Raw genomic sequence first — 18,179 nt, 5'->3', positions numbered from 1 at the left:
GGGATTACTCGGCCGCCGCCTTGCCTGACTTACGCGCAAGGCTGCCCCGTAGCCAGTTGAGCCAATTCTCCATGCCTTCGCCGGTGCGCGCCGAAATGCGGATCACCTCGATACCCGGGTTCACCCGCCGCAGGTTCTTTTCATAAAGGTCGAGATCAACATCGCAATACGTCGCAAGATCAACCTTGTTCAAAAGCGCCAGCCGCGACGCGGTGAACATGTCCGGGTATTTCAAGGGTTTGTCTTCGCCTTCCGTCACTGAAAGGATCGCGACCTTGCAATCCTCACCCAGGTCGAACCCCGCCGGACACACAAGGTTGCCGACATTCTCGATGAACAGCAAAGACCCCTCTTTCAGGTCCAGGTGTTCCATCGCATGTCCCACCATATGCCCGTCCAGATGGCAGCCCTTGCCGGTGTTCACCTGCACCGCGGGCGCTCCTGTTGCCCGGATGCGGTCGGCGTCGTTGGCTGTCTGCTGGTCGCCCTCGATCACCGCCAATGGCTGCTCACCCAAGGCCTCGATCGTCTTGCACAAAAGCGATGTTTTGCCCGATCCCGGTGACGACACGAGGTTGACCGCAAACGCCCCCAGCCCGTTCAGCACCTTGCGGTTGGCATCGGCATAAGCATCGTTCTTGGCCAGAATATCGGTCTCGATCTCGATCAGCCGTTCCTGGCTCATGCCAGCCACTTCGACTCCCGCCGGCCCATGCCCGAAATGCAGATCATGCCCGTGATCGTGACTGTGATCATGGCCATGCCCATGGTCATGCGTATGATCATGGCTGTGGCTGTGGCCCTCGACACTTCCTGTTCCGCATCCGCAAACGCTACACATCAGATCACCTCCAGATCTTTTATTCTCATTTCATCGCCCGCGACGGGCATCAGCTTGCCTCCGTCGCACTCCGGGCATGGGTCAAGCCGATCTTCGATCTCGACCTCTTTCATACAGTCGTAACACATGGCCCGCCCCGGCAAATCGATCATCTCAAGCACCGCGCCTTCGGCAACCGAACCGCGCATGACCACGTCAAAGGCAAATTCCATCGCCGGTTTCTCGACACCGGCAAAGCGCCCGATTTCCAGCCGCACACGCTTCACCGCCTTGACGTCATGCGCGCGCGCCTGATCCTCGATCACGGTGCGGATGCCTTCACAAAGCGACATCTCATGCATCGGCCATCCCCCTCACTTCCAGCGGTGTGCACGGGTCGAGAATATCGACCAACAGCCCGGCCTGATCGTGCTTGGCAACCGGCAGACTGGCAAGGCTGCGCTGCATGATCCCGTCGGGGGCCAGCATGTAATCCGTTGGCGTGGCCCGGCGGAACTGTGTGACCTTTCCTCCTTGGACTTGCGCCGCCACGGCATAGGTTCCCCGCGCCGCAGGCACCATCGCCACGCCTTGTGTTGTCATGCGAGGTTCTGGCAGATCGCCATCCAGAACAGCCTGCAAATCCACCGCCCGCGCCACGGCCCGCCACAAAGGGCCGCGCCCATTGTGTTCCGCGACGTGACCCAAGACCGGATGATCCGGATGGCGCGACGCGACGCTGTTTTCCATCGCCACACTGTCAAAAACCGCGTCATCCACAAGCCTGGGCAAAATGCCCGAGACCGCTTCGCCAGCCCCAAAGGCCGCGCGGATCGCGGTAAAAACCGGCGCAATCCCTGTGCCAGACGCTAGAAACGCCTCAAACGCCTCCGGTGTCTCGGCAAACCGCTCCGTCCCAAACAATCCCGCCGCAACGTCATCATCGCGGCCCGGGATCCCCAAAGGCGCCACCTTCAATCGCGCGGGCAGGATCACCGCCAACCGCAGAAGATGCTCGCGCTTGATCTCATGATGCAGGTCATGCGCCCCCTTCACCGGCACGCCCAGCGCCATGCGCACCGCAACCGCCTGCGCCGCCCGGCACAGGTTGAACAGGCGCGGGATCAGGGCGCAAACCTCGTCCACAGGTTTCCCCAACACCAACTCTGCCACCGGCAAGGGCGCTGGCATCACGACGCGCAGGCCGTTTTCATGGGTATGGGGGCTGCTAAGCATCTAGTCGGCATCCTCAACCGCCAAGCCGCCCGAGATCACCTGGCGGCGTGTTGGTGCATCACTTACCTTCACTTCATCCTCCTCTGACGAGGACTCTTCTGCTGCTGCAATCTCAGCCTCCCGGTTGGCCCGAATATCCGCCGCCCGATCTGTCTCGGCCCGGTTCTCTTCATCAAACAACGCGACCATGACGGCCTCGGCCACCTCGACGGCCTGCGCCTGTGTGTTGAAATCGCCCATTGGCGAAAACAACGAACACGCCTTGTAGCCGCCGGTCATCTCGCGCGTGTTGTGGATAAACTCGTAGTCGCCAGACGGGAAACCGATAACCTCCTTCACGCCCGCCATCAGGTCCGACCAATCCTCGCCCTCGGCAGGCAGCATCACAAGGTTCATGAACCACGGGGATATGAGCACACCCAGCGGGCGCCCCTCATGCAGCCGGAAACCCACTGCCTGCACATGCAACACCTTGTTCACCATCGGCACGTCGCGCATCTTGGCATGCCAGACCTCGGTGAAATCCGTTACCAGCGCCTCGGTTCGCCCACCGATCCAAGCCGCTTCGAGCATGGCGTCCGATCCGGGGTCTTCGCTGACCAGAAACTGCTCCTTGGGTGCATCGCAATTCGGGCAGGACCAGTCCTCTGGCAGCGCAATGAATGGCGTGCCTTCGGAAATCTGGCGCGTGTCGTCCCCCTCGGTCGGATCGTAAGGCGTCCAGCAGATCTTGCATTCCATGATCGCCTGCAGGCTGATCCGGTCATTCGCGCCCAGATAGGATCCTTCGAACCCGCTCACCGCAACGCCTCCAGCACTTCGACAATGCGCTCGGCGCTGTCCAACAGGTCTTCCTGCGCCGCCAAGGCAACTTCGGGCATTGCCGTCACTTCGAAAGTGTCAAGGATCGGCACGTCCATCGAGTTGAAAAACTGCACCCGCCACACATGCGCCGTGGCCGTCGCCGTTACCCGGCAATTGCCATAGCCGCGCGACAGGATATCAACCGAGCCCTGCCCCATTGCAGACTCCAGCCACATCAGGTCTTCCTCGGTGTGCGGCAACAGCGTCAGGTTCACCACATGCGGCACATCACCGGCAGTGAAGTTTGCCGATTTGTCGTTCAGCTCCACGATCAGCGGCGGTGCATTCACCACGCCGGGTTTCAGTGGGGTCGCCGACCCACCCGCCGCCTTGCGGGGCGCAAACGCCCGCGCAAAGGCCATTGCAGGCACAGGTCCGACCTCAACAGCATCAAGCCCGGCCCCCTTCAGCCCCCAGACCCCGGCAAATACGCTCTCTTGTGCCGCCACCGCCGGAATACCGTGCATCCGCACTGACACTTCGCCCTCGCCCATGGTCTCTGCAATCAGCGCGCGATTGGCCTCGTCCAACCCGCTCAGGTCAAACTGTTGCGACCCGCCCCCCTTGGCCGCCGCCTCACAAGCCCGCGCAATCTCTGACAAAAGCGTCAGCGCCGGGGCATGTGTTTCGCCCACCTCGATCTCGGGGATATGCAGCGTGTAGGCCCGCATATCCTGAGGCATGGGCATATATTCCAGCTCCTTGCCGTCTTCTCCCAAAGGTTGCGAGCCCGGCCCGTATCCCGTCGGGGGCATGTGAAAGTTGCCGACCATTCCTGTTTTCCTTATTCCGCCGCGACCGGGGTCGCGAGAATCTGCGCGATCCGTTGCATGTATTCGTCCCAATCCCGCACCCGCGGGAAGCCCCCGATCACCTGCCCGTCACGATAGAAGATCAGGCTCGGCGTCTTCAGAACGCCAGTCTGCTCGCGCACGGCTGTTTCAATCGCGTCATCCACGACCGCACAGTCAAACCGCCCCTGAAACGCCAGTTTCAACTCGGGCAGGATCACCGCCACATCCGCGGTTTCAAGATTGCGTTTCGCATCGCCCGGCACAAACAACACATGCACACCTTCACGGCTTGTGAAGTCGGCCAGATCGCTGTCATTGGCGAGATGGGGCCAGCCCATCTCCGTGCTCAGACGCTCTATCAACGGATGGCTCATGCGGTGGTTTCTCCCTTGTCCAGGGCCGCCTGCAAATGCGGCGGCAACTGTGGCCCACGTTCTTCAAGATCAGCAAAGGCGTCGCCCAGATCCCGCCCCTGCATCAGGTTTTTCAATCCGCCCAGCGCGGCCCTGATCTTCAAGGCTTCCTCTTCGTCAAGCACTTCGCGCGCCGCCCCGAGAAAGCTCAGCACCCAGCCACCGATCTCGACAGGCCCGGTCAGGGACAAGTCGATGACCTCTTCGCATTCCCCGTCCGTGGCTCTGGCAGCAATGCCATCGACCGACAGGATCTGCACCGGAACTCCCAGGCACATCGCTCAGGCCCTTTCCGGAAAAAAGCGATCATCGCCAATGCGACAGGCTTCGTCTTCGCTCGGTCGTCCGCCTTCGTAGGCATCGCGCTTGATCGCAGCATCTGCCAGATCATTGGTGCCGGTTCGCCCCTTGCGGGCACGCACTCCCAAGGCCGCCAGCTTTTCCAAAGCAATCTCGATCGAGGGATCAATCTGCGCAGCGACCGCGTCCCGCAACCCTCCGCCATAGTCTTCAAGCTCAACCGGCTGGCACCCGATCAGCAACAGCGTTTCGGGGCATTGCTCCATCAGCTGCGCCGTGGCAATCACATCCTGAAACCCGGTCTGATGCAGGCTCATTTTCTTGGCGCCCATGAAACGCGGCACCTCGTCCCCTTCGACAATCTTCAGCGTGCCCGGCTCCAGCCCGTAATCAACGGCATCAAACACGACCAGCACGTCGGCCGCTTCAAGGAACGGCAAGAGGTAGAGCCCCTGCGTGCCCCCATCCATAATCCGCACGTTGTCGTCAAAGGCAAAAGTTTCGGCCAACCGCTCGACACAGCGCACGCCAAAGCCCTCATCGGCCCAAAGGACATTCCCAATCCCAAGGATCAGCACGTTCGTGGTCAATTTGCCCTCCCTCATCCCACAAGGTGGATGGTAGCTTTCCGATCTCCCGTTTGAATGAACGTACCCTTGTTGGTTTCCGCGAATACAGAAAAAGCGGAATACAACGGCATACCGATTAACCTTTGGAATTGCTTAAGATTTCGGCACGCATTCAAGGCCCTGCATAGCTAAAAGTGGACAGCTATCTCTCACTTTTGTACAATATTGGAAGGTATTCAAACAACAAAAGGGCAGAGACCTGCTCTGCCCTTTTGAAATCTTGTTCTGATTCACCCTTATTCGGGGCGATCATCCTTGAATGTCCGGGTGCCGGAAATCATCGTGGAAACCATCGACTGGCGGCTCATGATGTCCTCGCGGATGGCGGCATAGATGTGGATGATCATGAAGATCACGATGGCCCACATGCCCAGATGGTGGATTGAATGCAGCGCCTGGCTATTGCCGACCAGCGGGATGACCCAGCCGAACAGGCTATCCCAGAAACCACCCTGCCCCGCGCCCTCGGAATAGAGCGCCAGCCCTGTGACAATCATGAAAGTGATCCCCAGCGTCATGAAAAAGAACATGGCAGCCTGCGCCAGCGGGTTGTGACCCACATACTTTTTCGGCTCTCTTTCAAGGAACAGGTACCACCGCAGTTCAAAGAACACCTCGGACCACCAGTGCTTGTTCCAAACCGGAAGGATGAACAACTGCTTGGCATGGTGATTGCCGACAAACGCCCAGTAGATGCGCCCGAGGAACCCCACCGTCAGGATCATGCCCGCCGCGAAATGGGCAAACCGGATATAGCCGAAAACGAACTGATGCGTGGCCTCGGCGATCTGCATCGAAGGGGGCGGATTGCCGATGAACCAGCCCGTGCCGCATAGCACCAGTATCGCCAGCGCATTGATCCAGTGCCACAGGCGCACCGGGGTTTCGTAGACATAGACAGACGTGCGGCGACGGATGCTGTCGAGATCCTCTGCGGTGGCGTCCCCGGTCAGGGTCGCCGCCTTGAGAATTTCTACGTCCGGGTTGGCTTCGTGGATGGATTTCTCACTCATCACTCCACCCTCACGCGTCTTTGGTCTTGCGCCCTCTGCGTTTCAGCAGAACGCGGGCGCCAAAGCCCAGAACAGCCGCCGTCAGCACGACCACCGCTATGTGGTCGCCCTGGCTCAACCAATGCGCCTCTGTTTCGGCGCCGTGCCCACCATGGGCGCTTGCCGCGCCTGCCGACAGGATCAGGAATGTTGTTGCCTTCTTCATCGCTGTATCCTCCCTCAGCGTACTTTGACTTGGGTGAGTTCTTCGCCATCCGGCGACATCACGTGGGTTGAGCAGGCCAGGCACGGATCGAAACTGTGCAGGGTCCGCAGGATTTCCACGGGTTCGTCCGGACGCTCCATCGGCGTGTTCAGAAGACTTGCTTCAAACGCTCCGATATTGCCCTGGCTGTCACGTGGCGACCCGTTCCATGTGGTCGGCACGACGCATTGATAGTTCTCGATGCGTCCGTCCTTGATCTTGATCCAATGGCCCAACGCGCCGCGCGGCGCTTCAGTCATGCCCACACCCTTGGCCTCCTTGGGCCATGTGCTCGGGTCCCACTTCTCGACATTTGCTGTACTGGAGTCGCCATTCTTAATGTTGGTGACCAGCTTGTCGAAGAAATGCTTCTGAAGTCGCGCGCAATACTCCGCTTCCAGTGCCCGCGCCGCGGTCCGGCCCAGCGTCGAGAACAGCGCCTCAACCGGAAGATCCATCGTTCTGAGCAACCCGTCGACCTGGTTCTTGATGTCCTCATGCCCCTTGGCATAACCGATGACATAGCGGCTGAGCGGCCCCACCTCCATCGCATTGCCTTTCCAGCGCGGCGCCTTGATCCAAGAATACTTTGCGGCCTCGTCAAGCTCCTCGATATTGGTGCGCGTGCCCTTGGCATTCGGCCCAAGCTCGTATTTCGGCTCGGTCACACCATCCCAGGGATGCAGTCCTTGCCCCGGCGTGCCATAGTCATACCACGAGTGATCGACGAACTCCTGCACCTGCTGCGGGTCGCGTACATCGACCTCGTGCACAGTGCTCAGGTCGCCATTGATGATCGCCCCCGCCGGCAAATGCAGCTGCTCGGGCGAGAAATCATTGGGATGCTCGGGGATATCCCCATAGGACAACATCGATTTCCCGGCCAGACCACCACCATAGCCCCATTGCTTGTAGAACCCGCCGATGGCCACCAGATCGGGCAGATAGACGTTGTTCACAAAGTCGGTGCAAAGCTGAATGATCGAGCTGACCTGGTTGAGGCGCTCCATGTTGATTGCACCGGTTGCACCAACGCCATGCACGTTGATCGGACAAGGCACACCGCCCACCAACCAGTTCGGATGCGGGTTCTTGCCGCCAAAGATCGTATGAATCTTGACGACCTCTTTCTGCAGGTCCAGCGCCTCAAGGTAATGGGTGGTCGCCATGAGATCCGCCTCGGGTGGCAACTTATAGGCCGGGTTGTCCCAGTAGCCGTTCTTGAACAGCCCCAGTTGCCCGCTCTCCACGAATTTCTTCAGACGGTTCTGCACATCGCGGAAATAACCCGGCGATGACAGCGGATGCGACGGGCTCACCGCCTGCTGCAATTCACTGGTGGCTTTGGGATCGGCGCGCAGTGCATTCACCGGGTTCACCCAGTCCAGCGCATGCAGGTGGTAGAAATGCACGATGTGGTCGTGAATCTGCAGGTTCAACTGCATGATGTTGCGGATTGAATTGGCGTTGTCGGGGATGGTGATGCCCAGCGCATCTTCCACCGCGCGAACAGACGTCAACGCATGCGTGCCGGTGCAGACCCCACAGATGCGCTCGGTAAAGGCCCAGGCGTCGCGCGGATCGCGCCCCTTCAGGATCACTTCCAGCCCGCGCCACATGGTCCCTGTGCTGACGGCGTTGCGAATGACCCCCTCGTCATCCACGTTCACTTCGCAGCGCATATGCCCTTCGATGCGCGTCACCGGGTCGACAACGATCCGGCGTCCCGAATTGTCGAGGTCAAAACCGTTTGGAGTAGCAGCCATGTCTTAGACCTCCTCTTTGCTGGATTGCGTTTTCTTCTGCGCCGATTTCAGCGCGCTTATCGCCGCGTGGGCGGCAACCCCGGCCCCGACGACCCCCGCCGCCGCAAGCCCGACCTTGTCGGCATTGGCCTCCACGCCAAACTGCGTGAGGTCCGTCACCCGGTTGTAGAAAGACCCGTGATCCCAGAACCCGTCCTCGGAACAGCCGATACAGCCGTGGCCCGATTGAATGGGGAAACTGACACCCTCGTTCCACCGCACGGTCGAACAGGCGTTGTAAGTGGTCGGCCCTTTACAACCCATCTTGTAAAGACAATACCCCTTGCGCGCGTTCTCATCGTCCCAGGCTTCGACGAACTGGCCCGCATCGAAATGCGGACGGCGATAGCACTTGTCGTGAATACGCTGGCTGTAGAACATCGCAGGGCGCCCCTGCCGGTCCAGCTCTGGCAGTCGATCAAAGGTCAGCATATAGGTGATGACCCCGGTCATGACCTCGGCAATCGGCGGACAGCCCGGCACCTTGATGATCGGTTTGTCGGTGATGACCTTGTGCACCGGCGTCGCCCGCGTCGGGTTCGGCTTGGCGGCCTGCACACAGCCATAAGATGCGCAGGCGCCCCACGAGATGACCGCCTTGGCGTGCTCTGCGGCATGCTTCAACTGCTCCACAAAAGGCTTGCCGCCCACGATGCAGAACATCCCGTCCTCGTTCAGCGGCGGGTTCCCCTCGACCGCGAGAATATAGTTGCCCTTGTATTTCTCGATCGTGTCCTGCAAAGCCGCCTCGGCCTGATGCCCGGCAGCCGCCATCAGCGTGTCGTCATAATCAAGGCTGATCATCGACAGCACCACATCCTTGGCCAAGGGATGGGCCGAGCGAATGAAGCTCTCGGAACAACAGGTGCATTCCAACCCGTGCACCCAGATCACCGGCGTGCGCGGTTTGGTCTCCATGGCGTGCGCAATCTTGGGCACGTAAGCAGGGGACAACCCCAGCGCCGCTGCCGTCAGTGAACAGTATTTCATGAAGCTCCGGCGGGTGATCCCCTGCCGCCGCATCACATCATAGAAGGTTTCGATCTGGCTCAATGCTGGTCCTCCCGCGCCTAAGCGATTCTGCTTGAGTGCACCTTGGGCGCACCACTTCGAGACCAAGAGACCAGAGACCCTACCCCACAATCAAAGATATCGAGAGGATCAGTGCATTTAATAATTTACGCATATATGTCAGAATGTTGTGCGCGATTTCCGTAGAAATCCCAGCCTCGCAACCGGCCAGTGATCGACCACCTTCCATTGGCTCCGGTTAGGTGCTTACCGGTGAGAGTGACCGGGCGGAAAGCGAAGGCCCTGCACTGAAAACAGGCCCAAATCGGGCCGAACACTGCGACACCATCAAGCCCGGCGCTCATCCCACCGCGCCGCCGCAACCAACGCTTGACCAAGTGCCAGCCCGCCATCATTGGCCGGGGTCTTGGTGTGGATCAGCACGGGCAGATCCCGCAGCTCTCTTGCGACCAGATCCAGCAGCAAGGCATTCTGAAAACACCCACCAGACAGCGCAATCGCCTTGGCTTGGCCATTTTCGACCAGCTCCCGTGCACACCGACCAAATACCGACGCAATACCGACGTGAAACCGACGTGCCATTTTGGCCGTTTCAACGCCACTTTCCCGATCCCGAAGCCACGCCCGAAACAGCGGCGCCGGATCAATTTCCCCATCGCGCATGTCAAACGGATAACCCTCAACATCGGCCTCCCATTCCAGCGCCAATGCCTCCAACCGCATCGCGGCCTCGCCCTCAAAACTCTGCGCGCCCGCGACCAGTTCCAACGCTGCGGCAAAGGCATCAAACAGCCGCCCTGCCGAAGAGGACATCGGGGCATTCACTCCTGCGACCACGGATTGCCTTATTAAATCAAGTGGATAGCCCCCAAGACGTGCATCTGCCAGAGCCCCCATTCCGGCCTGATCCAACCGCATCAACAGGTTGCGCCAAGGATCACGTTGCGCCATGTCTCCCCCCGGCAGTGGCGCCTGTTTCAGCCAATGGGTCCGTTCGAACCCCTTGTAATCCCCCAGTAAAATCTCACCACCCCACACGGTTCCATCCGGCCCCAGCCCCAAACCGTCAAGGATGATCCCCGCGACCATGCCACCCTCCAAAGGCCAGCCATTCTCACCCAGACACGCCGCCAGATGCGCATGGTGGTGCTGCACTGACTCCACGGGCAAGCCTTTGGAATAACAGTGTTTTGTTGCGGCGAAATCGGGATGCAGATCGCAAGCCACCGCCTCGGGATAGTGGTCGAAGAGATCCGCATAATCCGCATCCGCCTGCACAAACGCATCCCAGGTCAGCGCCTCATCCAGTTCGCCCAGATGATGCCCCAACAGCGCCTGCCCATTCTTGATCAAACAAATCGCGGCTTTCATCTGTCCGCCATAGGCCGCGATTTGTGGAGCGTTTTCAAACCCTTCCGGCAAGGGTAACGTCCCCGGCACCCGCCCACGAGCCCGCCGCAACACCATCGGTCCATGCGGCGTGAGCCGCTCAACCGAGTCATCCAGCCGCCGCGCGATGTCGCGGTCGTGCATCACAAAAGCATCCGCAAAATTCCCAAGCTTCTCAATGGCTTCCGCATTTCCGATCACCTGCGGTTCCCCCGAAAGGTTGCCCGATGTCATCACAAGCGGCCCCTCAAAGTCCTGCAACAGAAGATGATGTAACGGCGTGTAGGGCAGCATCCACCCCAAGCTTGCCTGTCCCGGGGCAACTCCCTCCGGCAGCGCCTCTTCCCCCTTTCGCAACAACACGATCGGCGCCGCCGCATCCTGCAACAGCGCACTTTCCTTTTTTGAAACGGAGGCATAGCGACAGACGACCTCAAGCGTTCCCATCAACGCAAAGGGTTTGCCCGGACGTCGCTTCCTGTCCCGCAAAAGCGCCACCGCGTCCGCGTTGCACGCATCCACTGCGAGGTGAAAACCGCCCAACCCCTTGATCGCGAGAACGTCGCCACGCCTCAGCCGCGCCGCCGCCTCGGCAATGGCGTCCCCTCCGGACGATGGTTCAATCCACACACGCGGCCCGCAATCGGGACAAGCTACCGGCTGGGCATGGAACCGCCGATCTCCCGGATCACCATATTCCTCCCTGCAGGCCGGACACATGTCGAACGGCGCCATCGTCGTCTGATCCCGGTCATACGGCAGGGCCTTCAGAATTGTGAAACGCGGCCCGCAATGGGTGCAATTGGCAAAGGCATAGCCATATCGCCGGTCATCCACATCATTGATTTCACACAAACAATCCTGACACGTCGCTGCGTCCGGCGTCACACGCGTTTCCGCCCCCGCCCCTTGCGATGCGACGATTTCAAACCCATCACCCGCGCTGACGTCACAGGGTTCGCTTTCAACGGCGTCAACACGCGCCAACGGCGGGGCATCGGCCGCAATTGCCGCTTCGAACTGATCCAAATCTTCACCAGTGGCAAAAATCAACACCCCTTCGGGATCGTTGAGCACTGTCCCCTTCAGCCCGAACCGCTGCGCCAGTTGCCAGACAAACGGGCGAAACCCTACACCCTGCACCTGACCGCGCACGCGTATGCGACGTCCGTCCATCAGTGCACCGTACACACCATGCAAGGATCGAAACTCCGCACAATGTGTTGTACGCTGATCGGCGTTTCCTCACCCTCTTTGACGTTGGCGCCAACCAATGCTGCCTCCAGTGGACCGGGTGTTCCTGCGCTATCCCGAGGGCTGAAATTCCATGTTGTGGGCGCAATGATCTGGTAGTTCTCGATCACCCCGTTGCTGATCTGCACCCAATGCCCCAACGCTCCGCGCGCGGCTTCGACGAGCCCCTTGCCCATTCCTTGGTCTGGCAGGTCAACAGGCAGCATGAAAGGACCTGACGGGTCGATTTCCGACAATAGCCTTTCAAGCAGGATTTGCGTGCGCGCAGTTTCAAGGAAACGTCCCACGATACGGGCGCGAACGCCACCCTCCCCGGCAAGCGCTAGGGCCAGTGGGTGACCGTCCATGATCTGACGAGCCAAGGCGCCCGTCTCAAAGCCGTGCCCGCCAATGCGTGGCGCCTTGCACCAGCTATATGCATCTTCGCGCATCAGTTCATCCGGCACGGTAACACCAAAGGAAGGATGGCGGCTCTCACCCAACATCCAGGCCCGGCTGAGATCTTCATAGATTTCGGAACTGTCGAGGTCGCGACGTTCTCCGTTTTGCCAGATACCGCGCTTGAAGAGCGGACCCTCGCTTGTAGGGTAAGCGCCGTACGATAGGTACCGCCCCGCCCCACGGCCCGATTTGTCGAGCCCGAGTTCCGACGCAAGCATGAGGAAAAAGCCAACGTCCCCGGTCCGCCAACCTTCCAGTTCGTCGACCGATGACAAACTTGCGAAGGCTTCCAGCGGCGCACCGAACAGATTGCGCTCGAGATACCGCCGGAACCGCCGCAGGTCCGACGCAATGCGTACCTTGTCGCGAGCCGTCATCGCCCGCGTCATCCCACCGGGTTGGATGGCCAAAGTATGTGGCCATTTCCCCGCCAACAGCCCAACGATGTGCAAAAGCCCTGCGCGTGCCTCAATCGCTGCATGAATTGCACTGCCCTTTGCCGCAAGGAAACGTGCCACGGCATCTGCATGCCACGAATGGCTGGTATACGCTGGGCGCGCGAAATCCGGCATGAAGAACAGGTTGAAATGTGTGACATGATCCGCCAAGTTTTCGACCGCATGCAACATGGCCGCCGCCTTTTCCGCCGCCGGAGGCGGTGCAGCGCCAGCAACGTCCGCCAAGGCCCGAGCAGCAGCGACGGATTGGCTAATGGAGCAAATCCCACAGATGCGCGGCGTTATCGTTAACGCATCTTCGGGCGCTTTCCCCACAAGGATACGCTCAAAGCCCCGGAACAGCGGAGAGTTTGTGTACGCCGCCTGAACCGCTCCATCCGACACGTCGAGCCGGATTTCCAAATCACCTTCCACACGGTTGAAAGGGCCAACGATCAGTCTGGTCTCGGTCATGACTTGGGTTTCTTGATTGTCGGAGGAACCTGGACACGATCAGCGACTGCATTGGTCGCGATACGATGTGGCGTTGCCGCTTTGGAGAGGCTGGCCAAGGCCATGAACCAGGCCTTGGGCATGTCCGACGGCAACCCGATTGGTATGCCTGCAAACTTGGGGGTTTCGGCAAAGGCATGTCCCGGTTCTTCAAACTCAGGAGCTGTACAGTTGATGCAAGGGTATCCAGCCCGCGTGCAGCTGCCATCTCCATTCCACGTCCGAATATTGCAATCACCAACTGCCTGCGTTCCGACACATCCCAGATGTTCCATCAGGCATCCGGCTTGGGAAAGTGCATTGGCGCTGGCCTTGTACTCATAAAACTCGTTCTTTGGGCAGGCATGGTGCACGAGGTGATCAGCATAAAACCGGGGACGCCCGAAGTCATCCAGTTGCCCCGCATCCAAAGCGCCCGCCGCAAGCAGAAGCAATGTTTCGGTGACCCAATCCGGGTGTGTCGGACACCCGGCGACGTTGATGACAGGCATCCCACCAGCGCTTCGGAACGCCGCATCCAACGCGCCTCCGACATGGGCGCCGTCATATTGCAAGCCGATCGCATCAGACGGGTTTTCTCCAGCGGAGGTGACTCCTCCGTATGCTGCACAAGTTCCGACCGCGACCACGAACTGTGTCTTCCGGGCGAGGCTTTGCACCCAGTCCAACATGGATCGCCCCGTACCGGCCAGCATGTGATACCGGCCAGTCTCAAGGGGCCCGCGCACAATAGATCCTTCGACGCAGAGGACATCCAGCACGATTGCGCCCGTTTCAATCTGGGTCAACAGATCGCGCACTTCGGCACCGGTTTCCTGACTGAGCGCCGGGTGCCAAAGGAACGAGATTCCCGCATCTTCCAAGGTTTCGAGCACATTCGGGCTCTCCGCGCAAAGAAGTGACATCGTGCATCCACCGCACCCTGCTGATTGCAGCCACAAGATGTTCACTCGGCTTCCCCTTTCTTGAGCGTCAGCCTGAAACAGGCGCCCACTCCCTGATCTGGCCCCAAAGACAACGCGCCCCCATGCTCTTCAATGATCTTGTGCGATATCGACAGGCCGAGACCGGTTCCCTGCCCGACATCCTTTGTCGTGAAAAAGGGATCAAAAACCGCTTCCTTCATTTCTTCTGGAATGCCGGGACCGTTGTCTCGAATTGTGACAGTTGCCAGGTCGCCCTCATAGGCAAAGGTCATTTTCAACTCTGGCTCTGCCACATGTTCCATCGCATCCGAGGCATTCTGGATCAGGTTCATCATGACCTGTTGAATATGCCCCGGTCGACCAATGGCCCAACAGGGGTCTTTACCTTCCCAAACGAAGTTCACACTGGACCTGCTTCCACGTTCGATCCAGTTCGCAGCAATTCTGGTGGTATCAACAAGATCAAGCCGGATCATGTCGCCCGAACCCTCGGCAGACAGGCGGCGCAGGTCCTCGACGATGGCGCGCACCCTTTCCGAACCGTCCCGTGCGCCTTCGATAGCCAAGCGCAGGTTCTTGAGATCCCTGTCAAGACGAAGATCCTCGCGCAATTGCACAAGCTCCTCACGTGATGCGCCCTGCTGAACGCTCTCAAAATAGGTTTCGAACCGATCGAGATATTTTTCCAGAGAGTGCGTGTTTGCATAAACGAAACTGATTGGATTATTCAGTTCATGGGCCACACCCGCGAGCAACCGGCCCAGGCTCGCCAGCTTCTCATTGCGCACCAGTTGGCTTTGCGCCTGCTTCAGATCCTCGTGGCTCTGCTCGAGGCTCATGTAGGCATTGTGCAGTTCCCCAAGAGGGCGCCCCGTCAGAATAACACCCGCGCCCCTTCGGCGCCGATCTAGGCGCGGTGCGATCCGCACTTCAACAGGTTCAGCCCCGGACTCAATCTGCAACTCGACGTCGATCGTCGCCGGTTGGCGCAACGATGCGACCTGCGAAACAGTCGAAAGCACAAGGTCGCGGTCCGCTTCGAGAAAAAAGTTGCCGATATGGCGGCCAACAAGGTCATCAACCGAAACACCCAGCGCCGTACAGAACGACACGCTTGCATCCACGATCAGGCCGTCCTTGCCAGCAACAATGAGATAGTCGCTGATAGACGTCATGATGGAACCAAGGAAGCTGCGCAAGGTCAGCAACTCAGAGTTTCGCGCCTCCAGTTGCTCCTGGTAATCGACCAGCTCGGCATAGGTTTTGTCTACGGCTTCGAGAACATCAGCCCAAGCTCTGTCACCAAGCTCTTCTTGCTCTGCCGAAAACTTGGTCGAATCCTGCTGCATGACACTCCTCTTGACAAAAGCTTAGGCGCAGAGAACAAAAAACAAAAGCGCCGGAATGCCGTGGGCCGTTTCCGAGCCTGAAGACAAGATCGACGACGCGCCACAGAGTGCATGCCCCCCAACAACCCAGCTCCGCAATCGCCCTGATGAACGCCGCTGTGTTTCAATTCATGACAAAAGTTCGGAACCGGCATTTCGTTCGAGCAGATCCTGCACCACTGCGTTCGGAAACCGCCGCCGAAGCGTGATCGCGTAAAAGGTCTCCTTGATCCGCGGGTGCTCTTTGGCTTCCTTCAACCGGCCGGTGTTCAATTCATCTTTCACGACGATCGGTGCCACAAGTGCAAGCCCGATATCTTCTCGCGCCAACAGACGCATCATCGCCATATCATCCACCTCGGCGGCGATTTGCGGGCGCACGGACATTCGGCTGGCCATAGCGTCGAATGCGGTCCGCACGCTGCTGTCGGTCGTGGGTAGAATGAATGGCTGCTCTTTGAGCAGGTCTCTTATCGGACGATCAGGGTCCAGCCGCTCCGGGGTGCCGACAATGCTGACCTCCTGCTCGCCAACCTGATGGGTTTCATACGGTGTCAGGCTATCGTCTGGTGGCGGGCGATTCATGAGCACAAGGTCAAGGTTGAGCGTTCCCAACCCTTCAAGCAATTCGGTGGGACCTCCCGAGCGGAGGATCACCTCGACATCCATTCGCGACAGCATCGGTCTGAGAAAACCGATCTGGAAGTTGCGCGACAGGGTCGCGAGCGCTCCCACGCGCAACGCCTTTCGGCTTTGAACGGTGCCCGTCAGCGTGGCCACAAGTTCCTGACCGGTCGCGAAAATCGCATCCGCGTGGTCCAACGCAATGCGCCCGGCCTCTGTCAGATGCAGCTGCCGCCCGCGCCGTTCGAACAAGGTGTGCCCCAGACGTTCTTCCAATTGCTTGATCTGAACCGATAGGGCGGACTGAGAAAGGTTCAGATGCTGCGCTGTACGCGTGAGGTTCCCCTCGTGCGCGACAGCCCAGAAATAACGGAGATGATGGTAGTTTAGCGGCATATCGTTCCAATTATTAGAACGACTGATGAAAAACAATGAATTTTTATTGCCTGATACCCTGCCCTATCAAGTGCTCCGAAGTCTCTGACTGAAACCAACGGAGTTCGATCATGGTTTATCTCTTCTTGTCCCTACTCAGCCCGCTCGTCCTGCTAATGGCGGCAATTCACGCGGCACGGTATCCGGGCAGACGTCCCGGACGCGTGCCGGCACTGGCAGAAGCCGCCGCGTTTTTCGCTTTTGCGATTGCCGTTGGGGCTGCCGCGCTGCTCGTGGTGAATGGCCCCGGAACGTCGCCATTAATCGGTCTTTTTGGCATAGGCCTGTCCGTGCGCCTCGACGTGGTAAGCACCGTGATGCTGGTGCTGGTCAGCTTTATCGGCTGGATCGTGCTGCGGTATTCAAAGACCTACATGGATGGAGAGGCCCACCAGGGACGCTTCACTGGCTGGATGGCCGCAACCTTGGCCGCAGTTCTGCTGCTCGTGATGTCCGGCAACCTCATTCAGCTCTTCGTGGCCTGGACGCTGACCAGCCTGTCCCTGAACCAGTTGCTGCTTTTCTACCCCGAACGGAATACGGCGCGGCGTGCCGCCCGCAAGAAAGCCCTTGTCGCGCGGTTGAGTGAAGCCACTCTGGCAGGTGCTGTCATCCTTCTGATCGCCGCAACCGGAACCACCGATATCCATACTATCCTCACAACGGCCGAGGCCAACTGGCTGACGGCACTTGCTGCCATCCTGATCGCGCTCGCCGCCGTTCTTGCCTCGGCACAATTCCCGATCCACGGATGGTTGACCGAGGTGATGGAGGCCCCGACGCCCGTCTCGGCCCTGTTACATGCAGGTGTCATCAATGCAGGAGGCTTCCTCCTGATCAGGTTTGCCGATGTGATGCTTCTGGCGCCAGGTGTCATGGCGCTGCTTGTCATGCTCGGCGGGTTTACAGCGCTCTTCGGCGGTTTGGTGATGCTGACTCAGCCGGCCGTAAAGACGTCGCTGGCATGGTCGACCATCGCGCAGATGGCCTTCATGATCATGCAATGTGGCCTTGCGCTCTTTCCCCTCGCCTTGCTGCACATCGTCGCCCACTCACTCTACAAAGCCCACGCGTTCCTCAGCTCCGGTGAGGCCGTGCGCAACGTCGCAGCCATCCGGCGGCCTGGACCGATTGCTGTGCCAAGTGCCCGCAACGTGTTTCATGCTTTTTCCGTCGCCATCGTGATTTACGGCCTGGTCGGCGCAATCATCGGGTTTGACGGAAAGTCGATCCAGGCCATCGTGCTGGGCGTGATCCTGATCTTCGGCGTCGCCTACCTGCTCGCGCAAGGTTTCGCAGATGCCGCACCGCGCGCCTTGATGCGCCATACCATCGCCTATTCGCTGGTAACTTCCGTGAGTTACTTTGCTCTGCAGGTCATTGCGCAATCGCTCACCGCAGGGACCCTACCCCCTACCCCGGCGCCCGGGCCTCTCGAATGGGCCCTCATCATCCTTGCACTGGCGAGCTTTGGCCTTGTGGCGGTTGCGCAATCAACATTCCCGCTCTGGGCATCGCATCCCGCAGCCGCCGGGCTGCGCGTTCACCTGACCAACGGCCTCTACGCAAATGCAATCTTCGACAAGCTCTTGGACGGTTGGTCCAAGCGGTCAACAGCTTGA

The 18,179-nt window shown here is 59.5% G+C and carries 18 protein-coding genes; 1 reads left to right on the top strand and 17 read right to left on the bottom strand.

The features are described 5' to 3' along the window. Positions 1 to 4: 4 nt before the first annotated feature. From hypB to ACS3QZ_RS18115, 17 genes are all read right to left on the bottom strand, one after another. On the bottom strand, positions 5 to 841 hold the full coding sequence (gene hypB / locus ACS3QZ_RS18195; protein ID WP_456039083.1) for a hydrogenase nickel incorporation protein HypB: 837 nt from the start codon (positions 839 to 841) through the stop codon (positions 5 to 7). Then, entirely contained in the window at positions 841 to 1,182 is a 342-nt protein-coding gene (gene hypA / locus ACS3QZ_RS18190; RefSeq protein WP_456039082.1) for a hydrogenase maturation nickel metallochaperone HypA, read from the bottom strand. Before hypA ends, hypB begins: the two co-directional genes overlap by 1 nt. Continuing rightward, complete coding sequence (locus ACS3QZ_RS18185) at positions 1,175 to 2,056, bottom strand: hydrogenase expression/formation protein HupK (protein WP_456039081.1); 882 nt, start codon at positions 2,054 to 2,056, stop codon at positions 1,175 to 1,177. Before ACS3QZ_RS18185 ends, hypA begins: the two co-directional genes overlap by 8 nt. Next, positions 2,057 to 2,857, bottom strand: a complete 801-nt coding sequence (hybE, locus tag ACS3QZ_RS18180; RefSeq protein WP_456039080.1) for a [NiFe]-hydrogenase assembly chaperone HybE — start codon at positions 2,855 to 2,857, stop codon at positions 2,057 to 2,059. It lies immediately after the preceding gene. Then, on the bottom strand, positions 2,854 to 3,693 hold the full coding sequence (locus ACS3QZ_RS18175) for a hydrogenase expression/formation protein (protein ID WP_456039079.1): 840 nt from the start codon (positions 3,691 to 3,693) through the stop codon (positions 2,854 to 2,856). The genes hybE and ACS3QZ_RS18175 overlap by 4 nt, the downstream gene beginning before the upstream one ends. 11 nt (positions 3,694 to 3,704) lie before the next feature. Then, positions 3,705 to 4,088, bottom strand: a complete 384-nt coding sequence (locus tag ACS3QZ_RS18170) for a thioredoxin domain-containing protein (RefSeq protein WP_456039078.1) — start codon at positions 4,086 to 4,088, stop codon at positions 3,705 to 3,707. Beyond that, a complete protein-coding gene (locus tag ACS3QZ_RS18165; RefSeq protein WP_456039077.1) occupies positions 4,085 to 4,405 on the bottom strand; it encodes a HypC/HybG/HupF family hydrogenase formation chaperone in 321 nt (106 codons plus the stop codon). The genes ACS3QZ_RS18170 and ACS3QZ_RS18165 overlap by 4 nt, the downstream gene beginning before the upstream one ends. A 3-nt stretch (positions 4,406 to 4,408) precedes the next feature. Further along, on the bottom strand, positions 4,409 to 5,017 hold the full coding sequence (locus ACS3QZ_RS18160; RefSeq protein WP_456039076.1) for a HyaD/HybD family hydrogenase maturation endopeptidase: 609 nt from the start codon (positions 5,015 to 5,017) through the stop codon (positions 4,409 to 4,411). 275 nt (positions 5,018 to 5,292) lie between these two features. Further along, on the bottom strand, positions 5,293 to 6,069 hold the full coding sequence (cybH, locus tag ACS3QZ_RS18155) for a Ni/Fe-hydrogenase, b-type cytochrome subunit (RefSeq protein WP_456039075.1): 777 nt from the start codon (positions 6,067 to 6,069) through the stop codon (positions 5,293 to 5,295). A 10-nt stretch (positions 6,070 to 6,079) separates the two neighbouring features. Next, positions 6,080 to 6,274, bottom strand: a complete 195-nt coding sequence (locus tag ACS3QZ_RS18150) for a hypothetical protein (protein ID WP_456039074.1) — start codon at positions 6,272 to 6,274, stop codon at positions 6,080 to 6,082. A 14-nt stretch (positions 6,275 to 6,288) separates the two neighbouring features. Beyond that, positions 6,289 to 8,079, bottom strand: coding sequence for a nickel-dependent hydrogenase large subunit (locus ACS3QZ_RS18145; protein ID WP_456039073.1), 1,791 nt, complete (start codon positions 8,077 to 8,079; stop codon positions 6,289 to 6,291). Between the two features lie 3 nt (positions 8,080 to 8,082). Next, positions 8,083 to 9,171, bottom strand: coding sequence for a hydrogenase small subunit (locus tag ACS3QZ_RS18140; protein ID WP_456039072.1), 1,089 nt, complete (start codon positions 9,169 to 9,171; stop codon positions 8,083 to 8,085). 306 nt (positions 9,172 to 9,477) lie between these two features. Beyond that, the gene (hypF, locus tag ACS3QZ_RS18135; RefSeq protein ID WP_456039071.1) at positions 9,478 to 11,715 is read right to left on the bottom strand and encodes a carbamoyltransferase HypF; all 2,238 of its coding nucleotides are present in this window, start codon (positions 11,713 to 11,715) and stop codon (positions 9,478 to 9,480) included. Next, the gene (locus ACS3QZ_RS18130) at positions 11,715 to 13,145 is read right to left on the bottom strand and encodes a nickel-dependent hydrogenase large subunit (RefSeq protein ID WP_456039070.1); all 1,431 of its coding nucleotides are present in this window, start codon (positions 13,143 to 13,145) and stop codon (positions 11,715 to 11,717) included. The genes hypF and ACS3QZ_RS18130 overlap by 1 nt, the downstream gene beginning before the upstream one ends. Beyond that, positions 13,142 to 14,134 carry an NADH-quinone oxidoreductase subunit B family protein gene (locus ACS3QZ_RS18125; RefSeq protein WP_456039069.1) on the bottom strand — a complete coding sequence of 331 codons (993 nt, stop codon included), beginning with the start codon at positions 14,132 to 14,134 and terminating at the stop codon, positions 13,142 to 13,144. The genes ACS3QZ_RS18130 and ACS3QZ_RS18125 overlap by 4 nt, the downstream gene beginning before the upstream one ends. Next, entirely contained in the window at positions 14,131 to 15,459 is a 1,329-nt protein-coding gene (locus tag ACS3QZ_RS18120; RefSeq protein WP_456039068.1) for a PAS domain-containing sensor histidine kinase, read from the bottom strand. The genes ACS3QZ_RS18125 and ACS3QZ_RS18120 overlap by 4 nt, the downstream gene beginning before the upstream one ends. Before the next feature lie 168 nt (positions 15,460 to 15,627). Continuing rightward, positions 15,628 to 16,518 carry a LysR family transcriptional regulator gene (locus tag ACS3QZ_RS18115; protein ID WP_456039067.1) on the bottom strand — a complete coding sequence of 297 codons (891 nt, stop codon included), beginning with the start codon at positions 16,516 to 16,518 and terminating at the stop codon, positions 15,628 to 15,630. Positions 16,519 to 16,628: 110 nt separating this feature from the next. Here ACS3QZ_RS18115 and ACS3QZ_RS18110 point away from each other — a divergent pair, with 110 nt between their 5' ends. Then, positions 16,629 to 18,179: a proton-conducting transporter transmembrane domain-containing protein gene (locus tag ACS3QZ_RS18110; protein WP_456039066.1), complete on the top strand. Its 1,551-nt coding sequence runs from the start codon at positions 16,629 to 16,631 to the stop codon at positions 18,177 to 18,179.

This window comes from Shimia sp. W99 (genome assembly GCF_053851455.3).
This window is presented reverse-complemented; position numbering and strand designations above follow the sequence as displayed.

Bases quoted from the DNA above. Each gene is read 5' to 3' on its own strand.
- ACS3QZ_RS18165 (WP_456039077.1), bottom strand. From the start codon at position 4,405: ATGTGCCTGGGAGTTCCGGTGCAGATCCTGTCGGTCGATGGCATTGCT.
- ACS3QZ_RS18120 (WP_456039068.1), bottom strand. From the start codon at position 15,459: ATGCAGCAGGATTCGACCAAGTTTTCGGCAGAGCAAGAAGAGCTTGGT.
- ACS3QZ_RS18175 (WP_456039079.1), bottom strand. From the start codon at position 3,693: ATGGTCGGCAACTTTCACATGCCCCCGACGGGATACGGGCCGGGCTCG.
- ACS3QZ_RS18185 (WP_456039081.1), bottom strand. From the start codon at position 2,056: ATGCTTAGCAGCCCCCATACCCATGAAAACGGCCTGCGCGTCGTGATG.
- ACS3QZ_RS18170 (WP_456039078.1), bottom strand. From the start codon at position 4,088: ATGAGCCATCCGTTGATAGAGCGTCTGAGCACGGAGATGGGCTGGCCC.
- ACS3QZ_RS18145 (WP_456039073.1), bottom strand. From the start codon at position 8,079: ATGGCTGCTACTCCAAACGGTTTTGACCTCGACAATTCGGGACGCCGG.
- ACS3QZ_RS18110 (WP_456039066.1), top strand. From the start codon at position 16,629: ATGGTTTATCTCTTCTTGTCCCTACTCAGCCCGCTCGTCCTGCTAATG.
- hypF (WP_456039071.1), bottom strand. From the start codon at position 11,715: ATGGACGGACGTCGCATACGCGTGCGCGGTCAGGTGCAGGGTGTAGGG.
- hypB (WP_456039083.1), bottom strand. From the start codon at position 841: ATGTGTAGCGTTTGCGGATGCGGAACAGGAAGTGTCGAGGGCCACAGC.
- ACS3QZ_RS18115 (WP_456039067.1), bottom strand. From the start codon at position 16,518: ATGCCGCTAAACTACCATCATCTCCGTTATTTCTGGGCTGTCGCGCAC.
- hypA (WP_456039082.1), bottom strand. From the start codon at position 1,182: ATGCATGAGATGTCGCTTTGTGAAGGCATCCGCACCGTGATCGAGGAT.
- cybH (WP_456039075.1), bottom strand. From the start codon at position 6,069: ATGAGTGAGAAATCCATCCACGAAGCCAACCCGGACGTAGAAATTCTC.
- ACS3QZ_RS18150 (WP_456039074.1), bottom strand. From the start codon at position 6,274: ATGAAGAAGGCAACAACATTCCTGATCCTGTCGGCAGGCGCGGCAAGC.
- ACS3QZ_RS18130 (WP_456039070.1), bottom strand. From the start codon at position 13,145: ATGACCGAGACCAGACTGATCGTTGGCCCTTTCAACCGTGTGGAAGGT.